Source organism: Ramlibacter sp. WS9 (assembly GCF_003797765.1).
In the GTDB taxonomy this organism is placed as follows: Bacteria; Pseudomonadota; Gammaproteobacteria; order Burkholderiales; family Burkholderiaceae_C; genus Ramlibacter.
In genome coordinates this window covers 275414-295918 of record NZ_RKMB01000002.1, presented here as the reverse complement: position 1 = coordinate 295918, position 20505 = coordinate 275414, and the positions used below count along the sequence as shown (strand labels likewise).

Below are 20505 nucleotides of genomic sequence, written 5' to 3'. Positions count from 1 at the left end.
GATCGGTCCTTAGTCAACGCCGTAGCGTTGCCTGTAAGCGAGTACCTGCTCATGGTACGCGCCTAGGCCTTCGCCACTGTGGTTCTTGAGATACTGGAGCAAATCCTGGAGCCGCGCAATCGCGCAAACGTGCAGGCCCAGCTGGTCGCGGACATATTGCACGGCGCTGTGCGCGACGTCCTTTCCGTTCTCCGTGGCCATCTCCTGCCGGTCCAGCGCGATGGCCACCGCGTGCGGCACCGCGCCCGCGGCCTGGATGATGGCAATCGATTCGCGCGCCGCCGTGCCCGCCGACATCACGTCGTCCACGATCAGCACCTTGCCTTGAACCGGCGCGCCCACCAGCGTGCCGCCTTCGCCGTGGTCCTTGGCTTCCTTGCGGTTGTACGCGTAAGGCACATTGCGCCCCAGACGCGCAAGTTCGATGGCCACCGCGGCGGCCAGGGGAATACCCTTGTAGGCCGGGCCGAAGATCATGTCGAATTCGATGTTCGAGGCCAAGATGCGCTGTGAATAGAATTGCGCCAGCCGCCCGAGCTTGGCGCCGTCGTCGAAGAGGCCGGCGTTGAAGAAGTAGGGGGAAAGGCGGCCCGCCTTGGTCTTGAATTGGCCGAAGCGCAGCACACCCGAATCCACCGAGAACTGCACAAAATCCTGGGCCAGTTGATCCTGGTCCGTCATACCGAAAGCCATGGGAAATTCCTTGTTCAAACTGACCAGCCTCAACATGAACGGGATCCGTTCGGCCGCGACCAAGGGTGTGGAGGCATGGCTTGCAAAAACCAAGCCGGATTGTATTTGCCTGCAGGAAGTCAAGGCCCAGGCCGCCGACGTCCAGGGGCGTTTCGAGGAGATGGCCGGGCTGAAGGGACACTTCCATTACGCGCAGAAGAAGGGCTATTCCGGTGTCGCGGTTTACACGAAGCATGCGCCCAGCGACGTGGTCGTGGGTTACGGCTCCAAGGAGTTCGACGCCGAGGGCCGTTATGTCGAACTGCGCTTCGACACGCCCCAGCGAAAGTTCTCGGTCATCAGCTGCTATTTCCCCAGTGGCTCATCGGGCGAAGAGCGGCAGCAGGCCAAGTTCCGCTTCCTGGATGAGTTCGACCCATACCTCGCGCGGCTGAAGTCACAGCGGGAGTTCATCCTGTGCGGCGATGTGAACATCGCGCACAAGGAACAGGACCTGAAGAACTTCCGCAGCAACAAGAAAAACAGCGGTTTCCTGCCGGAGGAACGCGCCTGGATGACAAAATTGTTGGACGAAACGGGCCTGGTCGACGTTTATCGCCATCTCAAGCCCGATACGACCGAAGAGTGCTACACGTGGTGGAGCAACCGCGGCCAGGCCTACCTGAACAACGTGGGCTGGCGGCTGGACTACCACCTGGCCACGCCCGCGACGGCCCGCCTGGCGCGCACGGAAGCGATTTACAGGAAAGAAAAGTTCTCCGACCACGCGCCCATCACGGTGGAGTACGACTTCGCGATCTGAGCGCGACGGCGACTCTTATCCGACGACGCCCAGGCCTACTGCTTGGCCATCTCGTAGCTGCCGCCCTTGTCCGTGTTCAGGTTCTTCCAGGTGACCTTCGCGGTCTTGCCGTCGGGCTCGACCGCCATGCGCATGGAAAGCCACGGTTTGCCGTCCCGCTTGGATATCTCGAGCAGCACGTTCTTGCTGGGCCGGGTGACCGAAACGGTGGTGGTCTTCGGGTCGCCTTCCACCTTGGCATCGGCGCCATTGAGCTTGGCCTTGTAGGTGATCCCGCTGAGCGTCGAGAGTTCGGCCACCTCCCGGCCCACCTTGAACGTCACGACCGAATTGAGGTCCAGGGTCTTGTCTTCCTTCTGGACCATCCAGCTGCCGTCGAACACGCTCTGGGCGCATGCCAGCGCGGGCGCGAAGACGAGCAGGGCAGCAAGCGCTATCCGGATGTTCATGCGGGCTCCTTGTCGGGGCCCCGGCGCGGGGCTTGTGGATGAGCGTGACAAACTTCGAAGGCGGGGTCAAGAGACACAACCCGGCACCGCGAAAGGCTCGCGGGCAAGCTACATCTTGCGCAGCACGAAGCTGTGGGATCGCCGGTCTCGCTCCGCTTGCCAGGTGCCGCGAATCTCGCGGCCGCACGAGCCTTCCACCACGTCACCCATCCAGGTCGCGCTGATGTTGACGCCGTTCTCGGATTCTTCCAGTGTGAATTCGCCCTCGTCCACATCGCCCGCCACTTCAGCGCGTTCGCCATTGCGGTTGATGCGCCCGCGCACGCTCTCGCCGAGTTCCGGATGCTTTTCCAGCAGCAGCGTGGCGCCCTGCGCGAGGCCGTCGAACTCGGCCCGCCACATGCCCAGCAGGTGGGCGTGCGTGACTTCATGGGCCTTCGGACACGCAACGGCGACCGATCTGCCGACGTCCTGTGCGCTCGCCAAGCCGCAGGCCGACATCGCCAGGACGAAGAGAAGCCGAGAGGCGCGACGCTTCATGGCGCGCTCGCTGCCGCAGCGGCCGCGGCCGCCGCCGTGTCCAGCGCCTTCTTGGCGAATTCCGCGCGCAGGGCCTTGAGCTTCTCGCGCGGGTCTTCCTTGGTCGTGAGCTTCTCCAACGCCATCTCCGCGATGAAGCGGCTGGGTTGCGCCGCGATCATCTCGCGGCCCTTCTTGCGCTTCTTGGTCCAGCTCACGGCCAGCGAGCGCTGCGCGCGGGTGATGCCCACATACATCAATCGGCGCTCTTCCTGGAGCCGCTGCAGGATGCCTTCACTCATCGGACCATCGGCGCGGCCGGTCGGGTTGTCTTCGTCACCGAGCTTGAAAGGCAGCATGCCCTCGGTCACGCCCACCAGCATCACGTGCGGCCACTCCAGGCCCTTGGAGGCGTGCAGCGTCGACAGCGTCACCACGTTCTGGTCCTGCTCGCGCTCGCTGATGGTCGAGAGCAGGGCGATGGTCTGGGCCACTTCCAGCAGGCTCTTCTTCTCGCTCGTGGTCGTCACGCCCGCCGTGTCGTCGATCTCGCCGCCCGCACGCTGCGACATCCAGTCGCAGAAGTCCAGCACGTTGGTCCAGCGGCTGGCCGCCACCTTCTCGCTGTCCTCGCCGTCGTACAGGTGCTTCTCGTAGTCAATGTCCTTGAGCCACTCCAGCATGAAGGCGCGAGAGTCCACGGCGCCATGCGTGTGGCGGGCGCGGAATTCCAGGTCGTTCACGTAGCGGCCGAACTCGTGCAGGCTGCCCACGGCCTTGGCCGGAAGGGCCGCACCCAGCGAGTTGGAGAAGAGCGCTTCGAACAGGCTCAGTTTGTACTTGCTGGCGAAAGTGCCCAGGTTCTGCAGCGTCGTGTGGCCGATGCCGCGCTTGGGCGTCGTCACGGCGCGCAGGAAGGCCGGGTCGTCGTCGTTGTTGATCCACAGGCGGAACCAGGCGCACAGGTCCTTGATCTCCGCGCGGTCGAAGAAGCTCTGCCCGCCCGACACCTTGTACGGAATCTGGGCCTTGCGAAGGGCCTGCTCGAAGATGCGGGCCTGGTGATTCGCGCGGTAGAGCACCGCGAACTCCTTCCACTCCTGGCCGAGGCCATTGGCGCGAATCGACTGGATGCGTGCGACCACGCGCTCGGCCTCGTGTTCCTCGTTGTCGGCATCGACCACGCGCACCGGTTCGCCTTCGCCCAGTTCCGAAAACAGCGTCTTCGGGAACAGCTTGGGGTTGGGCCCGATCACGTTGTTGGCCGCACGCAAGATGGCGCTGGTAGAGCGGTAGTTCTGCTCCAGCTTCACCACCTTGAGCTGCGGGAAATCCAGCGGCAGCTTCTTCAGGTTGTCCAGCGTCGCGCCACGCCAGCCGTAGATCGACTGGTCATCGTCGCCCACCGCGGTGAAGCGGCCGCGCTCGCCGACGAGCAGCTTGAGCACCTCGTATTGCGTGGCGTTGGTGTCCTGGTATTCGTCGACCAGCACGTGGCCCATTTGCGCCTGCCACTTTTCACGCACCTCGGCGTGCTGCTGCAAGAGCTTGAGCGGCAGGCCGATCAGGTCGTCGAAATCCACGCTCTGGTAAGCCGCCAGGCGCTCTTCATAGCGCGCCATGATGCGCGCCGTGACGCGCTCGTTGTCGTCCTTGGCCTGGGCCTCGGCCTGCGCGGCATTCAGCCCCATGTTCTTCCACAGGCTGATCGCCCATTGCCACTGGCGCGCTGTGGCCGCGTCGGTGCTGCCGCCCGCGTCTTTCAAAATGCTGGTCACGTCGTCGCTGTCGAGAATCGAAAACTGCGGCTTCAAGCCCAGCGCAGCGCCGTCCTGGCGCAGCATGCGCACGCCCAGCGCGTGGAAGGTGCAGATCAGCACGTCTCGGGCTTCGCGCCCGATCAGGCTCTTGGCCCGCTCGCGCATCTCCGCAGCCGCCTTGTTGGTGAAGGTGATGGCCGCGATGCGCTTGGCCTCCAACCCCGCCGTGATCAACCGCCCGATCTTGTGCGTGATGACGCGCGTCTTGCCGGAGCCCGCGCCCGCCAGCACCAGGCAGGGCCCGTGCATGTAGTTCACAGCTTCCTGCTGGGCAAAGTTGAGGCCGGCGGACATTCGGGGGGGAAAAGGGAAGGGGAGGGACAGCGGAGGAAGCCGCCGAATCATACCGGGGATGTCGCGCCCTCTCCCTCTGGGAGAGGGCTGGGGTGAGGGCACCGCACCGCTGCGAGAGATATTGCACAAGCAGCGACAATATCTTCGTGCTCGCCATCCTGCTGGTCACTTTCCCTTTCTTCGCCCTGGTGCTGTGCGGCTACGTCGCGGCGCGACGGCGCATGCTGCCGCTGGACGCGATCCCGGGGCTCAACACCTTCGTCCTGTACTTCGCGCTGCCCTGCATGCTGTACCGATTCGGTGCCAGCACGCCCATCGCGCAGCTGCTGGATGCGGCAGCGGTGACGGTCTACATGTTGTGTGCGCTGGCGATGGTGGCTTTCGTGGTCTGGGCCAGCCGCAACTCGCGCATCGGGTGGAACGATGCGTCCTTCGGCGCCTTGGTCGCGGCCTTTCCCAACACCGGCTTCATGGGCGTGCCGCTGCTGGTGGCACTGCTCGGCGCGCAAGCGGCGGGGCCGGCGATCCTCACCATCCTGGTCGACCTGCTCGTCACTAGTTCGCTGTGCATCGCGCTCTCCCGCCTGGACGGCGCCGATGAACACGGCGCCGCGAAGGCAGCGACAAACGCATTGAAAGGCGTCGCGCTCAACCCAATGCCCTGGGCCATCGTGCTGGGCGGCGTGGCGTCCGCATTGCAGCTGGAGCCGATCAAGCCCGTAGCGCAGACCATCGGCCTCCTCGCGGACGCGGCGTCACCCGTGGCGCTGTTCACCATCGGCGCGGTGCTGGCCCGGTCGCAATACGTCGCGGCACTGGAAGAGCATGACCCGATGCCCTGGCGCGACTTTGTGCCGGTCGCGCTGTTCAAGCTGCTGGTGCACCCGGTGCTGGTGTGGGGTGTGGGCAGCATCGCGATTGCGCTAGGACTGCCGCTGGGCAAGTTCGCGCTGACGGTGATGGTGCTGGTGGCGGCCTTGCCTTCTGCGAGCAATGTGGCGTTGTTGGCAGAGCGGTTCGGCGCCGATACAGGGCGGATCGCCAGGATCATCCTGCTGACCACGGCGGCGGCGTTCTTCACGTTCTCTGGCGCGGTCGCTTTGCTGCACTGAGTGGCGTGAAGGCTAAAAAATGCAAGTCCACGTGCGTGCCTTTAGGATGTACGCACAAATGTTTCTGGAGGAACAATGCATTTAAGCGAGATAGTTATCTGGAATCGCGCTCCGTTTGGAAATCTGCGCTTGAAGTTCTTCGAGAAAGAAATCGCCTTGCTATCCGCAATAAACGGCCGGGGCAAGACCACGCTAATGTCGTACATAGTGGACGCCTTCTATGAGATGACCAAAAACTACTATACCGACGTGGCAAGCGACTCGAAAGCCTACTTTCGCCTGTCTAGCCCACTCGACGCAGTTGATAGGAGCAAACCCTCTATCGTCTATATGCGCTTCATGGAGGGCGCAGACGTCATTGATTTTTCAGATGTCCGAGGGCCTTGTACCGAAGCAGAGTACGCTGCCGCAGTTGCTTTGGAAGAAGTAATCCCTTACGAGGAGCATCTGGCCAACAGTGTCAAGCAATTGGGTGCCGCCAAGGCGATCTCACCAAAGCTCACCCGTGAACGCGCGCATGAGATTTTTGGAAAAAACGTCACCGCGTACTTTCCACCGTACCGCTTTGAAGTCCCGTCCTATTTGCGTTACACCCATCAGCAAGAGCCGCAGTTCACAAAGCAGAGCCCCTATTCGGGGCGCTTAGGGCGACCACTTGAAAGCACAGGATGCCTGCCATTGCTGACGAACTGGTTGATGGATGTCACGCTGGATCTCCAATACACCCAAACGGGAAACGCAGCTACCTTCGGCAATATCAACAAGATACTATGTGAAATTCTTGAGCCAAAGTTGAATAGACCTGTTCGCTTGGGTGTCGGGCAGCGCAATATGGGAGCGACGCGATTGCAGATCGTCACCGACGAACCGGATCCGACTATGCTGTACCCCAATCTGTTTCGACTGTCATCCGGGGAGGCGGCCCTGCTTTGCTTGTTCGGCGAAATTTGCCGGATCGCTGATTTAAATGCGACCAACATTAAGCTCGAGGAGATAACCGGAATTGTATTGGTTGACGAGATCGACAAGCACCTTCACATAAAGCTTCAGAAGGAGGCTCTCCCCCGACTACTTGAACTGTTTCCCAAGATTCAATTTCTCGTGAGCTCTCATTCCCCTTTCCTACACATGGGTCTGGCAGAAACGTGTTCGGAAAGAACCCGCGCAATTGACATTCAGACCGGTCTTGCTATTACCCCCATGACGGATCCACAGCTTGTCGAAGTCTACGAACTGATGATTCACCAGAACGAGAGGTTTCGCGAGATGTACGAGGGGTTGCTTGCAAAACTGACAAGTACGGGTCTTCAGATAGTCACCGAAGGCAAAAATACGGAGCACTTGAGGAAGGCGTTGTCTATCTTGGCCCCTGATCTGATCGACAAGGTCGGCGTAATAAGTGGGGCGGAGGATCGTACAGGCAGCCAACAACTGAAAAATGCATTTGAAGTCATGCGGAGCGGTAGCCACGCCGGGAGTTTCCTTTTCGTCTGGGACTGCGATGCTGCTGATTTGGTATCGGCGATTGCTGAAACCGATGCATTTCACACCTACGCGCTTCCGGTCTGGGGCGGAAATGGCCTCGCCAAGAAGGGGATCGAAAACCTATACGATCCGGGCTTGTTCACCGACGACGTTTACGAAACAAGGACGATAGATATAGAGTATGGAGGGACTAAGACTGAACGGATCTTCAACAAGAAAAAGTTTCTTGATAAGATTCTCGCTCTTAACGATGCGGCATCGTTCGCAAACTACTCCGGTTTTGTCAACAAGGTGAGAGCGCTTGTCGCATAGGCGTTCTGGATTAGGGTTTTGCGATGACCGCCTTCACTTCTTGGAGGCTCGTAGGGCCCGGATGCATGCGTCCGAAAACAGCCAGCCAAGCCGCCTGCCGCAGCCGATCATGAGACTTCACACCAAGGAGCCCTCATGGATTCGAACACCACCAAAGACATCGTCAAGAACGCATGGAAGGCTTTCGGCACGCGTGACGCCGCGCAAATCGAAGCCGTATTCACCGAAGACGCTAAGTGGTTCGCGCCGCCCGGCAATGCCACAGGCGCAGCGCTGGGCTACACCGACTTCGTCCTGGACCGGACAACGATCGTACGGTTCCTGTCGCGCGAACTTCAGACGCTCTTCGTCGGCGACGTGCAGTCCACGCCCCGGAGCCTGACAGCCGAAGGCGCCGTCGCTGTGCTGGAGACACGCTTCCAGGGCACGCTCTCCAACGGCGGCCACTACGACAACGACTACTGCTTCGTGATCGAAGTGAAAGATGGCCGCATCTACCGCATGCGCGAGTACATGGACACCCAGCGGGGCGCGCGCCAAATCCTTGCCGATCCAGGCGAAGCGAGGGTTTTTCCCTAATCAATTCGGTGGGTGCGAAGGCGGCCGGACTTTGGCAAGGTACAGCCTGAGGGTCGTAGAGCCCAAAAGGAGCGCCATCATGGGGAACGAGTCCGATCGCGGGGATGACAAGCAGGGAGCGGCGCGTACAGCCGACTTGCCGCTGGGCATCTCCATCTACATCTGTTCGATGGGCGCCGCTGCGGCTGTCACGGTGTTTGACGGAGTCATGAACGAGAAAGCGGCGGTCCTTATAAAGACGGGCGGCTGGTTTTCCCGTGTATTTGCCGGCAGCGATCAAGCCGGTATCTGGTTCGTTCTTGCCCTGGTCTTCTTCTGTCTATTTTCCGCGCTGGTCACTTTCGCATACAAGCCGCGTGAGGCCAAAGAAGCGTTCATCCTTGGAGCCGGCGTGTTGGCGATGCTCAACGCGCTGGTCAAACCGCCGTCCGTGCCAGGGGCAAAGCAAGCCACCTTGGAGACGACGGGTCAGCCAGCCGCACGGGCCACTTTCTGGTTGTCGAGCGCGCATGCGCAGACCCAAAACAGTGATCGGGATCGTGGCGAGTTGTGGCTTGCGGTCCATGGTATCCAGGACTCAGACGCCCCGGACACCCGTATCTACATCTACGACGCCAGAACGGGCGCGCCGGTGATCAATGCCAACGCGCGCCAGAGTTCCAAGTTCGAACTCCCTTATGGAAAATATAACGTTGAGGTCGCTCGCAATGGTTACCGATCAGTGGTGTTCGAGGCGCAAATCCACCAGCCTTCAAATCTCTACCGCGCAAGGCTCGAACCTGTGAAGTTCGACGGCATATCCAACTTGTTCGGTCCAGAGAAGCACGCGCTTACCAATGATGAATCTGCTGCGGTGAAGCTCACTGCTGCCGCGGATGCGTGCACGACATCAAACCCTCTCGGTGCACAGAACGCATTGCGCTCGCTGAAGTCCGTGGATCGGAACAAGTTCACTTCCGACCCGCTCTTGAGCAAGGTGCTTTGCTGGCCTTATAAGTAGCGATGTCCGGATGGGGCGACCCTAAGCCGGCTGTTTGGAAACAAACCCAATCACGAGCCCTTGCGGCGTAACGGTGATGCTGCCGGGCTCCAGGCCCATCGTCGACGGCAGCGCCAGGTCTTCCGGGCGCAGCTTGTGCACCACCACCTCCGCAAGCGCCTGGTCCGACAGCTGCCGCAGGTAGCCGTCGATCAGCCGGGCCGCGTCGCGCCCCAGACCTTCCACATGCACGGCGTTCACACGGATGCCGTGCGCGCGGATCGACTGGTCGCTGGCTTCATAGCGCAACGCAAAGTCGACATCCACGCTGCCAGAGTAGGGGCGCCGCAAGGCGGGGCCCGCCGCCTCGATCGGCAGTTCGCTGCCCAGCCGATTTTGCTCGGGCAAGAGGCGAAGGCGCGGCTGGCGCATCTCGATCTGCAGCAGGCCGCTGACGGGGTAGCGCAGCGGGAAGCGGCGTGCCAGCACGCGCTCCAGCTGATCGAGCGTCACCTTGTAGATGGGTTGCGCCTGCGCGCGCGATGCGACCGAGCAGCCACCCAGCGCGAGCCAGGTGCCGGCCACCAACAGCAGTCTTCGATTCATGGTCGCCATTCTGTGCCTGATTTCACAGGAATAGTGGGCAGTAGTGCAATGGCTATTCGGCGGCGCAACTATAAATTACGCCGTATGCCAAGCAGTAACTTCCTCAGCCGCCGTTGGCCGGTCTATCTCTCTTTGGCGATCGCCCTGGGTGCCGTATCGTCGGCCGTTGGCCAATGGCTCAACTTCGTGGATGCAGCCAATCGCCAGGGCTTGCTCTACTGGTGGTTCATGGGGATACCGGCCGAGATGTACGCGTGGATCGGGGCGTCCGAGCGGTATCAGCACCTGGTGTGGTCGGGCCTGTTCACCTTGCAGTACCTGCTCGTCTTCGCCGCTGGCGCCGGCATCGTGATGCTGCTGCAGCGCCGCGGCGTCCAGGGCCAGCAGCTAGCAGCCGCGCCGGCCCCGCCCGAGCGGCTGCGCGCATTCGAAACCGCCGCCGCGATGTATTGCCAGGCCGACGCGTCCGACGTTGCCTGAGCCGATTCCTAAACGGCCGCCTTGCGCTCGTTGACGATCGCGATGCCGCGCAGTTGGCCCGTCTGGGGGAGTTCCGGCGCGGGCCGCGGATAGGTTTCCGGATCGAAGCGATGCAGCAGTTCGGTTTCGCGTAGGCGTGCCATCGCCACATTGGCCATCTTCACATGTCCGTAGCCGCGCATCGACAGTGGCAGCGCCGCGATGTCGGTGGCCAGAGCCACGCGCTGCGCATCGAGTGCGGGCAGCAGCGAGCGGATGCGCCCCACATAACTCTCGATCAGCTCGCGCTCCATTCGCCGCTCATGCGTCCTTCCAAACAGATCCAGCGGTGTGCCGCGCAACTTGCGGCCCTTGGCCAATAGCTGCATCGCCCGGTACAGCCAGGAACCGATGCGGATCTTGCGCGGAGGCTGCCCGTCTTTGGAACGCGCGAGGAATGGCGGCGCCATGTAGAACTCCAGTTCGAAGTCGCCTTCGAACTGTTGCCGCAACGTTTCCTGGAATTGCCCGTCGGTGTAGAGGCGGGCCACCTCGTATTCATCCTTGTAGGCCATCAGCTTGAGCAAGCTGCGCGCGACGGCGGTGGTGAGGGGCAGGTTGGCGTCGGCGTCCAGTTGGGCCTCGCGCGCGCGCACTTCATTCACAAAGTCAACGTAGCGCGCGGCATAGCCCGCGTTCTGGTAGCGAGCCAGATGCGCCACGCCCCGCGCGATCAACGCATCCAGCGTTTCGGACGGCGCCACGTCCAGGCTGTCGCCTTGCAGCAGCTGGCGCAGCGCGGACGGCGCGGCGGCTTCCAGGCGGCCCAGCGAGAAGGCCAGCTTGTTCGTGTCCACCGCGACGTTGTTCAACTCGATCGCGCGCAGCAGGGATTCCAATCCCACAGGCAACAGGCCACGCTGCCACGCGTAACCCAGTGCCAGCATGTTGGCGAGAATGGAATCGCCGAGCAGCGCTTCCGCCAGGCCCTGTGCGTCCAGCGTTTCGACACGGTCGTCGCCGGCAGCGAAGCGCAGCTTCTCGATCAGCTGCGGGATCTTCATCTGCGCGTCCGGGTTGTGCAGCGACTCGGCCACCGGCAGCTCGTGCGTGTTGGCCAGCACGCGGGTGCGGCCGTGGCGTACGGTCTGCAAGGCTTCGGCCGAAGCGCCGACCACCGCGTCGCAGGCCACGATGGCATCGGCCTGCTGCGTGTCGATGCGCACCTGGTTCAGGCGCGACGGGGTGTCGGCGATGCGCACGAAGGCCAGCACGCTGCCGCCTTTTTGCGCAAAGCCCATGAAGTCCAGCGTGCTGGACGATTTGCCCTCCAGGTGCGCGGCCATTGCTGTGAGTGCGCCCACGGTCACGATGCCGGTGCCGCCGACGCCGGTGTAGAGCAGGTCATACGGGCCGGTCCATTGATGCGCGGGCGGACGTGCAAGCGAGTCCACCAGCCGCGCCACTTCACTCGCGCGCCGCGTCAGCGCACCGGCCTTCTTGCGCGGCTGGCCGCCCAGCACGCCGACGAAGCTGGGGCAGAACCCCTTGGCGCACGAGTAGTCCTTGTTGCAGGCGCTCTGGTCGATCTTGCGCTTGCGTCCGAGCGGTGTTTCGATGGGCAGCACGGCGACGCAGTTGGATTGCACCGAGCAGTCGCCGCAGCCCTCGCAGACGCGGTCGTTGATGAACAGGCGACGGGTGGGCTCGACCAGCTCGCCCTTCTTGCGGCGCCGCCGCTTCTCGGCGGCGCAGGTCTGCTCGTAGATCAGCACGGTGACACCCTGCATCTCGCGCAGGCGGCGCTGCACCGCGTCGAGTTCGGCGCGGTCGTGGAATTCCGTGCCGGCGGGGAAGCGGTTGTGGATCGCGTCGTACTTGGAGATGTCATCGGACACGACGATCACCTGCTTGACGCCTTCCGCCTCGACCTGGCGCGCGATGCCATCGACAGTGATGATGCCGTCCACCGGCTGGCCGCCGGTCATCGCCACCGCGTCGTTGAACAGGATCTTGTAGGTCAGCGTGGCCTTGGCCGCCACCGCTTGGCGGATCGCGAGGTAGCCCGAGTGGTAGTACGTGCCGTCGCCCAGGTTCTGGAACACGTGCGGCACTTTGGTGAACATCGCGTGCGACACCCAGTCCACGCCCTCGCCGCCCATCTGGATCAGGCCCTCGGTGTCGCGGTCCATCCAGCTGGCCATGAAGTGGCAGCCGATGCCTGCCTGCGCGTGCGAGCCTTCGGGCACCTTGGTGCTGGTGTTGTGCGGGCAGCCGGCGCAGAAGTAGGGCAGGCGCTTGACGCTGTCGCTCGCGTTGGATAGCAGCTGTGGCGGGGTGAAGTCGCGCACCAGGTGGCGGCGGTCCAGGTCGGGGAAGTGCGCGGCCAGCCAGTTGGCGACGATCTCGATCAGGCGCGATGGCCGCAGTTCGCCCACTTCAGAAACCAGCGGGTCGCCCATGCCGTTGCGCTTGCCGACGATCACCGGGCGATTGGGCGCGTTGTAGAACATGTCGCGCAGCTGCGACTCGACGACGGGACCCTTCTCCTCGATCACCAGCACTTCGCGCAGGCCGCGAGCGAACTCGCCGATGCGCAGCGGCTCGACGGGGTAGGTCAGGCCCAGCTTGATGATGCGCACGCCGTGCTTGGCCAAAGTCTCGGGCGCGATGTCCAGCCGCCGCAGCACTTCCATGAAGTCGTAGTGCGCCTTGCCGGCGGTGACGATGCCGCAGGCGGCCCGCGGGCTGTCGACAACCGCGCGATCGATGCTGTTCACTCGCGCAAAGGCGCGCACCGCATCGAGCTTGGCGTGCAGCCGCTGCTCGATCACAAGCGACGGCAGGTCGGGCCAGCGGTAATGCAGGCCGGTCGCGGGCGCCTTGTAGCCGGTGATCGCATCGATGGTCGCCTTGTCCTGCCACGCGGCCATGCGTGCGTTGATCAAGTCCAGATCGACGGTGCTGCTGCTCTCCACCACCTCCGACAGCGCGGTGAACCCGACCCAGTTGCCCGAGTAGCGCGAGAGGGCCCAGCCGTACAGGCCGAACTCCAGGTACTCGGCCACGCTCGCCGGCGAGACGATGGGCGCATGCCACGACTGGAACGTCTGGTCGCTCTGGTGCGGCATCGACGACGACACGCAGCCGTGATCGTCGCCCGCCACCATCAGCACGCCGCCGTGTGGCGACGCGCCGTAGGCATTGCCGTGTTTCAGCGCATCGCCGGCGCGGTCCACGCCCGGGCCCTTTCCATACCAGAGCGAGAACACACCCTCGCAGGTGCGCTGCGGGTCGGCCTCGACGCGCTGCGTGCCCAGGACAGCCGTGGCCGCCAGTTCCTCGTTGATCGCGGGCAGGAAGCGGATGCCTTGCTCTTCGAACTTCTTGCCGGCTTGCCACACGGCCTTGTCGACCATGCCCAGCGGCGAGCCGCGGTAGCCGCTGATGAAGCCCTGTGTCGCAAGACCCGCGGCGGCGTCGCGCTGCCGCTGCATCAGCATCAGGCGGACGACGGCCTGGGTGCCCGTGAGGAAGATCTGCCCCTCGCGCGCCCACAAGGCGTCGGACAGCTGGTAATCGGGGCGCAGGAGTGTCTGGGACATGCCGCCGAGCGTAGGACTTCACACAGAGAATTTGCTTCTTTTCTTCTCCAAATCCACAATGTTTGGAGAATATCCTTCTACAGGTTCAAGGAGACGAAGAGAATGGAAGAGTTGGACAGGCAGGACGTGGTGCTGCTCACCGAACTCCAGCGCGACTCGCACCAGACGGTGCAGCAGCTGGCCGACCGGGTGGGGCTGTCCAGCACACCGTGCTGGAAGCGCATCAAGGAGATGGAGGCCAACGGCGTCATCCGCGGTTACACAGCGCTGATCGATCGCGAGAAGGTCGGGCTGGCACTGTGCGTCATCGCCGAGGTCAACCTCACGCGCCACAACGAGGACGTCGTGCAGCAGTTCGAAAAGGAGGTGGCGGCCTGCCCGCAGATCGTCAGCTGCTACTCCACCACAGGACAAGCCGACTACGTGCTCAAGGTGCTGATGCCGGACATCAAGGCGTATGAACGCTTCCTGCACGAGACCGCGTTCAAGCTGCCCGGCGTGACGCACGTGCGGTCCAGCGTGGTGCTCAAGGAGGTGAAGGCCGACACACGGCTGCCGATCGAGCAGCCAGGCAAGACGGCGCGCGCCAAGGCGCGCCGTTGATATCCCGTCATTGCAGACTCTCTCGCTTGATCCGCAATCCATGACTTCCGGATTTCTTGTGTTCTTCATCCTCGCGTCGCGCCAGGCGGTACCCGGCAGGGCCTCACACTGTGCCGGTCGTCGCTGTTGCGCCGACTTCGCTGAGATTCTTGGCCTGGGACCGGCGCCGTACAACTCGCACAGCGCCTAAGGCCGCTGTGCTCGGACAAGTCCGGCGAGCTAGTCAACGAAGCGCGCAAGCGCGCCCGGCCCCAGGCCAAGAATCCCAGCCGCCACAGAGATCGGCCCTGCCGGATACCGCCTGGCGCTCTGAGACATTGTTGGCGTGCGACGGTCGCGCGCGCACATACGTGACTCGGCCGCCGGCCGCGCCACCACAGTGGAAAGCAAAGTCATGGATTGCGGACCAAGTCCGCAATGACAAATCGGGCATGGATGCCAGATCAAGTCAGGCATGACAGGAGTTGTCAGCCTGGCCGCTTCGGAATGTTCAACCCGCGCTCGACCGCGGGCCGGGCCAGGAAAGCATCCAGCACGCGCTTGACGTTGGGAAATTTCGCGAACTCCACCAAGTCCCCGGCGCCGTAGAAGCCGACCAGGTTCCGCACCCAGGGCCACGTTGCGATGTCGGCGATCGTGTACTCGTCGCCGACGAGCCAGGCCCGGCCGGCCATGTGCTGCTCCAGCACGTTGAGCAGGCGCTTCGCTTCGTCGATGTAGCGGTCACGCGGGCGCTTGTCTTCGTACTCCTTGCCGGCGAACTTGTGGAAGAAGCCCACCTGGCCGAACATCGGGCCGATGCCGCCCATCTGGAACATCAGCCACTGGATGGTTTCGTAACGGCCGGCGGCACTGCCCGTCATGAACTTGCCCGTTTTCTCGGCGAGGTACAGAAGGATCGCGCCCGACTCGAACAGCGGCAGCGGCTTTCCGCCGGGGCCGTCGGGATCGATGATGGCCGGGATCTTGTTGTTCGGACTGAGCGAGCGGAATTCCGGTGACATCTGGTCGTTGGTACCGAACGAGACCAGGTGCACTTCATAGGGCAGGCCGGCTTCTTCCAGCATGATCGAAACCTTCACGCCATTGGGCGTAGGCAGCGAATACAGCTGCAGCCTGTCGGGGTGCTGCGCCGGCCATTTGCGCGTGATGGGGAAGTCGGAGAGAGCGGTTGCCAGGGTCTGGGTCATAGGGCCGCAAATATAGACGCTGCATGGCGCGCTCCCAGGCCGCGTTGCACATGTCCCCACGGCCGCCGGGCCTGTTGCGCTGACAACGGGCCAAAGGTAACAGCGGCCTCAATCGGCAAAAAGGTGATTTCCAGCACAGAAATAGCGCGCCTGCCCGCGTAATCTCTGTGTTACCGGGAGTTCTTTGCAAGTTTCTTCAACCCGGTCTTTACAGCCCCTGCGGCAGGCAAGCCGCAGGGGTTTTTCATGGGCGGCCCGATTGAGTCCCCGTCTTCACAGGCCAAACCAGCGTGCCCGGCGACTCGCCCCAAAGTGCTCCTTGTGCACCCGTGAGGCCACGTCGGGTGCGTGGTAGGTGCCCGTCGGTTTGGGGCCTGAGAAGAAGTCGACGTCCACGCGTCCGATCCGGCCGGCGCCGAACTCGATGTAGCAGGTGCCCGCACCCGCATAGAGCGAAGGCTCGCCCTCGCCGCGGATGCGCGCGATGAGCGCGCTGGCCACCGCCTTGGCCGCACCCTCGGCGAAAACGCCGGCTTTCGGTGTGCCGGTGTTGGCGATGTCGCCGGCGGCGTAGACCTTGGGGAAGCGGGTCTCGAGCGTGCGCGGGTTCACCGGCACCCAGCCGTCCTCGGCCGCCATGCCGGCGGCCTGCACCACGGCCGGGGCGCGGTGCTTGGGAACGCCCAGGAACAGGTCCCAGGCCAGTTCAGTGCCGTCGTCCAGCGTCGCCACGCCGCGCTGCGCGTCCACCGAGCTCACGCGCCGGTTGGCCATGAAGCGGATCCCGCGTTCTGCAAACGCGCCCATCAGGGCGCGGCTGGTCTCCGGCGACGGCGGCACCGGGCTGGACAGCGGCAGCACCAGCGTGATCTCGCACTGCTCGCGCACGCCGCGGCTCGCGAGCAGGTCGTGCAGCATCAGCGCACACTCGCTCGGCGCCGGTGGGCACTTGTAGGGCGCGCCGCAGACGCCGATGACGGCGTGCCCCTTCGAAAACCCGGGCAGGATGCCCCGCAGGCGGTTCGCGCCGGCCACCGTGTAGAACTCGTTGGCGCTTTCCAGGCCCGGCGTCGCCGCGATGTCGTAGTCGGCACCGAGCGCCACGACGAGATAGTCGCAGTCGTGCGTGCCGGCATCGGTCGTGACGCACCGGGTCTCGGGGTCGATGGCGTGTATCGACTCACGCAGCAGGCGCACGCCCGGCTTGGCGAAGCGGCTGTAGGGCATGCGCACGGCATCCAGCGTCGAGCGGCCGAACATCACATCCAGCTTCGAGAAGCCGAAGACGAACGCATCGCTCTGGTCGATCAGGGTGACTTGCACCTGGTCACCCAGCGCCTCCGACAGCAAGGTGCTCAGCTCCAGGCCGGCAAAGCCGGCGCCCAGGATGGTGATGCGGGGGGTGGCCATGATGCGGCTCAGCCCGGTTGCTGCGTGGTGCGCAGGTAGGGCTTGATGGTCTTGAAGCCGGGGAACAACTTGTCCGCCTCGTCGTTCGACACCGCGGCCGTGATGATCACGTCCTGGCCCTGCTTCCAGTTCACCGGCGTCGCCACCTTGTACTTGGCGGTGAGCTGCATCGAGTCGAGCACGCGCAGGATCTCGTCGAAGTTGCGGCCGGTGGTCATCGGGTAGGTCAGCATCAGCTTGACCTTCTTGTCCGGGCCGATGATGAAGACCGATCGCACCGTGGCGTTGGTGGCGGCCGTGCGGCCTTCGGAGGTGCCGCCTTCCTCCGCCGGCAGCATGTTGTACAGCTTGGCCACGGCCAGGTCGGTGTCGCCGATCATCGGGTACTTGGGCAGGTAGCCTTGCGTCTCCTCGATGTCCGCGGCCCACTTGGCATGGGTGTCCACCGGGTCGATCGAAAGGCCGATCAGCTTGCAGTTGCGTTGGGTGAACTCCGGCTCGATCCGGGCCATGTAGCCCAGCTCGGTGGTGCAGACCGGGGTGAAATCCTTCGGGTGCGAGAACAGGCAGGCCCAGCCGTCGCCCATCCAGTCGTGGAAGCGGATCGGGCCGTGGGTGGTGGCGGCCTGGAAGTCGGGGGCGGTATCGTTGATGCGCAAAGACATGGTGGCTCCATGGGTGGGTTGAGGTGAACGGATCGTAGGAGCCGGCCTTCTGGAAATCCTGCGTAATATCTGATGGTTTTCTGATGGATTGCTCTTCCCTCCCATGCCAGCCAGCCAGCGCCTGCAGTTCGGCCCCTTTCGCCTCGATGCCGGCGGGCGGGTGCTGTATCGCGACGGTGAACGTGTCGCGCTGACGCCCAAAGCGGTCGACGTCCTCGTTGCGCTGGTGGAGGCGCGCGGGCGGCCGGTCACGAAGGATGAACTGCTGCAGTCGGTATGGGCGGGCGTCGTCGTCGAAGAGGGCAGCCTCACCTCCCACATTTCCCAGCTGCGCAAAGCGCTCGGCGAAGGACTGATCGAGACCCTGCCGAAGCGGGGCTATCGCTTCGTCGGCGAGGTCGCGGAAGAATCTCAACCAGCCGCGGTGAATGCCCGGGAGGCGCGGCGCACGAACCTGCCTTCGTCGCTGACCCTGTTCATCGGCCGCCAGCAAGCGCTGGAACAAGTCAGCGAGCAGCTGCGCCGATCCCGGATGGTGACGCTGGTGGGTGCGGGCGGCACAGGCAAGACGCGCTTGTCCCTGGAGGCCGCGGGCCGGCTCGTCGCCGATTTTCCCGATGGTGTATGGCTGGTCGAACTCGCGCAGCTGATCGACGCCACGCTCGTGCCCAGGGCCATCGTGGCGGCATTGGGCGCGCGTGCCGAGGGTGACACGCCGCCGATGGCGCTGATCGAGAGCACGCTGCGCGACCAGCGGGTGCTGCTGCTGCTCGACAACTGCGAACACCTCCTGGATGAAGCCGCGAAGACCGCGCAGGCGCTGTTGCGGGCACTGCCTGGGCTGGTGCTGCTGGCCACCAGTCGCCAGGCGCTCGGCGTCGAAGGCGAGACCCTCTATCGGGTGCCGTCGCTGACCCTGCCAGAACCCGCCGAGTCCCCGATGCCGGCGTCCGTCATCGCCAGTGAAGCCGCTCAGCTCTTCGTCGACCGGGCCATCGCCGTCCGGCCTGCCTTTGCGCTCACGCCCGGCAACGCCGCCGCCGTTGCGCAGGTGTGCCGGCAGCTCGATGGGATCCCGCTGGCGATCGAGCTCGCCGCGGCGCGGCTGACGGCCCTGTCGGTGGAGGAAATTGCGCGACGCCTCGATGACCGCTTCCGCTTGCTCACGGGCGGCCTGCGCACCGCGTTGCCGCGGCAACGCACGCTGCGCGCGCTGGTGGACTGGAGCTACGACCTGCTCGCCCCCGAGGAGCGCGAGGTGCTCAACGCGCTGTCGGTGTTCGCGGGCGACTTCTCGCTCGAGGCAGCGGAAAACGTCGCCGCGCACGAGGCACCGGCCCCAGCTCCGGTGTTCGATTTCATCGATCAGCTGGTCGCCAAGTCCCTGCTGATCGCGCAAACGCAGGAAGGCACTGAAACGCGCTACCGGCTGCTGGAAACCATCAAGCAGTACGCCGGTGAGAAGCTGACCGAATCGGGGCTCACCGATGCGGCGCAGGCGCGCCACTTCAGCTACTTCATGGGTCTTGCCGAGGCTGGCGCGAACGCATTGATTGGGCCCCAGGCGCTCGAATGGCTGGACCGGCTCGATGCGGAACACGACAACTTGCGCGCCGCGCTCGATCGGTCTGCCGGCGACGCGCGGCGCTACGCGCAGCTGGCCGGCGCCCTGCGGACCTTCTGGGATACCCGCGGCCACTATACGGAAGGTTTGGCGCGCCTCGATCGGGCCCTGGCCATGCACGCTTCACGCGACACGGTGTGCCTCGATGTGTTGCTGGGGGCGGGCCTTGCCGCCTTCCGGCTGGCCCACGCCCAGCGCAGCGGCAACCTCCTGGAGGAGGCCGTCAGGCTGGCACAGGAACTCGGCGACGTGCGCCGCGAAGCCGAAGCAACCTTCTGGCTTGCGGCCAACTTCACCCAGCAAGGCGGCGATGCCTCCGAGCCGTTGATCGTGCGCACGCTGGCGCTCGCGAGAACCGCCGGCGATCCCGCGCGTGAACTGCTTGCGCTCATCGAGCTCGGTCGGGCCGCCAAGTTGCGCGGCCGATATTCCGAGGCGCGAAGCTTCCTTCAGGACGCCGTGCGCGTTGGCACCGACGCAGGATGTGTGATCGACACCGCCACCGCACTCCACTACGCCGGCGAGTGTGCGCTCGAACAGCTCGACTTCGCGGCCGCACGGCGCCTGCTGAACGATGCCTTGGTGCTGCATCGTCGAGTCGGCAATGTGCACGACACGGGGTCGACGCTGTGCCTGCTCGGGCGTTTGGCACTGAACGAAGATCGCATGGACGAGGCGCGCGCACTCTCGTCGGAGAGTCTGCGCATTTTTCGCACGCTGCACGATCCGAAGTGCAGTGCGAGCACGGCGATGTTCCACGCCACCGTTCTCAACGCCATGGGCGACGCGGCAGCGGCGCTGGCCCATGCCCAATCCGCCGCCGACGCCTATCGTGAGCTCGACTTCCCCGCGCGCCGGGCGCGCGCGCTGTGCCTGGTGGGATGCGCGCACGCCACGCTCGGCCAGGGCCACGCCGCGCGCCACGCGCTGTTCGAGGGGCTGCTCGAGCAGAAGCGATCGGATCGCGACGCGTCATTGCCCGAGCTGCTGGAGTCGATTGCAGCGCAGCATCCGGATGAGCCCGTCGCAGCCCAACTGCTGGGCAGCGCGGCCACATTGCGCGAGCAACTGAACCTTCCGCTGTTGCCGGTCGAGCGCGCGGAGCGCGAGCGGCGGCACGCGGACGTCCTCTCAAAGCATCCCGAGGAAGCGTTCGAACACGCGTTCCGGCTTGGGCACACCCTCACGCGCGATGACGCCATCGAAGCCGCGTTGGCGCTAAGAGGGAGTTCCTGAGGAACGCCCTGGGCACGCACAGCGGCGTCTCGTGCGCCCAGAGCGGCGATCTGCGCTTGTGGC

At 64.1% G+C, this 20505-nt stretch carries 17 protein-coding genes; 8 read left to right on the top strand and 9 right to left on the bottom strand.

The annotated features are described in order from the left end of the window. Nucleotides 1-9: 9 nt before the first annotated feature. Complete coding sequence (gene pyrE, locus EEB15_RS04350) at nucleotides 10-681, bottom strand: orotate phosphoribosyltransferase (protein ID WP_141508607.1); 672 nt, start codon at nucleotides 679-681, stop codon at nucleotides 10-12. A gap of 22 nt (nucleotides 682-703) precedes the next feature. Here pyrE and EEB15_RS04345 point away from each other — a divergent pair, with 22 nt between their 5' ends. After that, entirely contained in the window at nucleotides 704-1495 is a 792-nt protein-coding gene (locus EEB15_RS04345) for an exodeoxyribonuclease III (protein WP_141508305.1), read from the top strand. A gap of 35 nt (nucleotides 1496-1530) precedes the next feature. Here the strand turns inward: EEB15_RS04345 and EEB15_RS04340 are convergent, their stop codons facing one another. The 3 genes from EEB15_RS04340 to EEB15_RS04330 form a co-directional block, all read right to left on the bottom strand. Continuing rightward, complete coding sequence (locus EEB15_RS04340; protein WP_141508304.1) at nucleotides 1531-1944, bottom strand: hypothetical protein; 414 nt, start codon at nucleotides 1942-1944, stop codon at nucleotides 1531-1533. Nucleotides 1945-2052: 108 nt separating this feature from the next. Continuing rightward, nucleotides 2053-2484, bottom strand: coding sequence for a hypothetical protein (locus tag EEB15_RS04335; RefSeq protein ID WP_141508303.1), 432 nt, complete (start codon nucleotides 2482-2484; stop codon nucleotides 2053-2055). Further along, the gene (locus EEB15_RS04330) at nucleotides 2481-4577 is read right to left on the bottom strand and encodes an ATP-dependent helicase (RefSeq protein WP_141508302.1); all 2097 of its coding nucleotides are present in this window, start codon (nucleotides 4575-4577) and stop codon (nucleotides 2481-2483) included. The genes EEB15_RS04335 and EEB15_RS04330 overlap by 4 nt, the downstream gene beginning before the upstream one ends. A 146-nt stretch (nucleotides 4578-4723) precedes the next feature. Between EEB15_RS04330 and EEB15_RS04325 the strand changes: the two genes are divergently transcribed. The 4 genes from EEB15_RS04325 to EEB15_RS04310 all read left to right on the top strand — a co-directional run bounded on the left by EEB15_RS04325 (nucleotide 4724) and on the right by EEB15_RS04310 (nucleotide 9065). Continuing rightward, the gene (locus EEB15_RS04325) at nucleotides 4724-5689 is read left to right on the top strand and encodes an AEC family transporter (RefSeq protein ID WP_141508301.1); all 966 of its coding nucleotides are present in this window, start codon (nucleotides 4724-4726) and stop codon (nucleotides 5687-5689) included. Between the two features lie 129 nt (nucleotides 5690-5818). Beyond that, the gene (locus tag EEB15_RS04320) at nucleotides 5819-7486 is read left to right on the top strand and encodes an AAA family ATPase (RefSeq protein ID WP_199236451.1); all 1668 of its coding nucleotides are present in this window, start codon (nucleotides 5819-5821) and stop codon (nucleotides 7484-7486) included. A gap of 135 nt (nucleotides 7487-7621) precedes the next feature. Continuing rightward, the gene (locus tag EEB15_RS04315; RefSeq protein WP_141508299.1) at nucleotides 7622-8065 is read left to right on the top strand and encodes a nuclear transport factor 2 family protein; all 444 of its coding nucleotides are present in this window, start codon (nucleotides 7622-7624) and stop codon (nucleotides 8063-8065) included. A 79-nt stretch (nucleotides 8066-8144) separates the two neighbouring features. Then, nucleotides 8145-9065, top strand: coding sequence for a hypothetical protein (locus EEB15_RS04310; protein WP_141508298.1), 921 nt, complete (start codon nucleotides 8145-8147; stop codon nucleotides 9063-9065). A gap of 21 nt (nucleotides 9066-9086) precedes the next feature. Here EEB15_RS04310 and EEB15_RS04305 read toward each other — a convergent pair whose 3' ends face one another. Beyond that, entirely contained in the window at nucleotides 9087-9650 is a 564-nt protein-coding gene (locus EEB15_RS04305) for a DUF1439 domain-containing protein (protein ID WP_141508297.1), read from the bottom strand. Between the two features lie 84 nt (nucleotides 9651-9734). Between EEB15_RS04305 and EEB15_RS04300 the strand changes: the two genes are divergently transcribed. Next, on the top strand, nucleotides 9735-10130 hold the full coding sequence (locus EEB15_RS04300; protein ID WP_141508296.1) for a hypothetical protein: 396 nt from the start codon (nucleotides 9735-9737) through the stop codon (nucleotides 10128-10130). Between the two features lie 8 nt (nucleotides 10131-10138). Here the strand turns inward: EEB15_RS04300 and EEB15_RS04295 are convergent, their stop codons facing one another. After that, nucleotides 10139-13714 (bottom strand): indolepyruvate ferredoxin oxidoreductase family protein, encoded by a 3576-nt coding sequence (locus tag EEB15_RS04295; RefSeq protein ID WP_141508295.1) that lies wholly within the window; start codon nucleotides 13712-13714, stop codon nucleotides 10139-10141. 102 nt (nucleotides 13715-13816) lie between these two features. On the opposite strand from EEB15_RS04295, the gene EEB15_RS04290 reads away from it, so the two are divergent. After that, nucleotides 13817-14317 carry an Lrp/AsnC family transcriptional regulator gene (locus EEB15_RS04290; protein ID WP_141508294.1) on the top strand — a complete coding sequence of 167 codons (501 nt, stop codon included), beginning with the start codon at nucleotides 13817-13819 and terminating at the stop codon, nucleotides 14315-14317. A 467-nt stretch (nucleotides 14318-14784) separates the two neighbouring features. Here the strand turns inward: EEB15_RS04290 and EEB15_RS04285 are convergent, their stop codons facing one another. From EEB15_RS04285 to EEB15_RS04275, 3 genes are all read right to left on the bottom strand, one after another. Then, nucleotides 14785-15507, bottom strand: a complete 723-nt coding sequence (locus EEB15_RS04285) for a glutathione binding-like protein (protein ID WP_141508293.1) — start codon at nucleotides 15505-15507, stop codon at nucleotides 14785-14787. Nucleotides 15508-15780: 273 nt separating this feature from the next. Beyond that, nucleotides 15781-16917 (bottom strand): NAD(P)/FAD-dependent oxidoreductase, encoded by a 1137-nt coding sequence (locus EEB15_RS04280; RefSeq protein ID WP_141508292.1) that lies wholly within the window; start codon nucleotides 16915-16917, stop codon nucleotides 15781-15783. Between the two features lie 8 nt (nucleotides 16918-16925). Further along, nucleotides 16926-17582: a peroxiredoxin gene (locus tag EEB15_RS04275; RefSeq protein WP_141508291.1), complete on the bottom strand. Its 657-nt coding sequence runs from the start codon at nucleotides 17580-17582 to the stop codon at nucleotides 16926-16928. Nucleotides 17583-17685: 103 nt separating this feature from the next. On the opposite strand from EEB15_RS04275, the gene EEB15_RS04270 reads away from it, so the two are divergent. Further along, nucleotides 17686-20442: a winged helix-turn-helix domain-containing protein gene (locus tag EEB15_RS04270; RefSeq protein ID WP_141508290.1), complete on the top strand. Its 2757-nt coding sequence runs from the start codon at nucleotides 17686-17688 to the stop codon at nucleotides 20440-20442. The last annotated feature ends 63 nt before the right edge of the window (nucleotides 20443-20505 follow it).

Coding starts and splice junctions, on each gene's coding strand:
- pyrE (WP_141508607.1), bottom strand. CDS start 681: ATGACGGACCAGGATCAACTGGCCCAGGATTTTGTGCAGTTCTCGGTG.
- EEB15_RS04340 (WP_141508304.1), bottom strand. CDS start 1,944: ATGAACATCCGGATAGCGCTTGCTGCCCTGCTCGTCTTCGCGCCCGCG.
- EEB15_RS04335 (WP_141508303.1), bottom strand. CDS start 2,484: ATGAAGCGTCGCGCCTCTCGGCTTCTCTTCGTCCTGGCGATGTCGGCC.
- EEB15_RS04330 (WP_141508302.1), bottom strand. CDS start 4,577: ATGTCCGCCGGCCTCAACTTTGCCCAGCAGGAAGCTGTGAACTACATG.
- EEB15_RS04315 (WP_141508299.1), top strand. CDS start 7,622: ATGGATTCGAACACCACCAAAGACATCGTCAAGAACGCATGGAAGGCT.
- EEB15_RS04310 (WP_141508298.1), top strand. CDS start 8,145: ATGGGGAACGAGTCCGATCGCGGGGATGACAAGCAGGGAGCGGCGCGT.
- EEB15_RS04305 (WP_141508297.1), bottom strand. CDS start 9,650: ATGAATCGAAGACTGCTGTTGGTGGCCGGCACCTGGCTCGCGCTGGGT.
- EEB15_RS04300 (WP_141508296.1), top strand. CDS start 9,735: ATGCCAAGCAGTAACTTCCTCAGCCGCCGTTGGCCGGTCTATCTCTCT.
- EEB15_RS04295 (WP_141508295.1), bottom strand. CDS start 13,714: ATGTCCCAGACACTCCTGCGCCCCGATTACCAGCTGTCCGACGCCTTG.
- EEB15_RS04290 (WP_141508294.1), top strand. CDS start 13,817: ATGGAAGAGTTGGACAGGCAGGACGTGGTGCTGCTCACCGAACTCCAG.
- EEB15_RS04285 (WP_141508293.1), bottom strand. CDS start 15,507: ATGACCCAGACCCTGGCAACCGCTCTCTCCGACTTCCCCATCACGCGC.
- EEB15_RS04280 (WP_141508292.1), bottom strand. CDS start 16,917: ATGGCCACCCCCCGCATCACCATCCTGGGCGCCGGCTTTGCCGGCCTG.
- EEB15_RS04275 (WP_141508291.1), bottom strand. CDS start 17,582: ATGTCTTTGCGCATCAACGATACCGCCCCCGACTTCCAGGCCGCCACC.
- EEB15_RS04270 (WP_141508290.1), top strand. CDS start 17,686: ATGCCAGCCAGCCAGCGCCTGCAGTTCGGCCCCTTTCGCCTCGATGCC.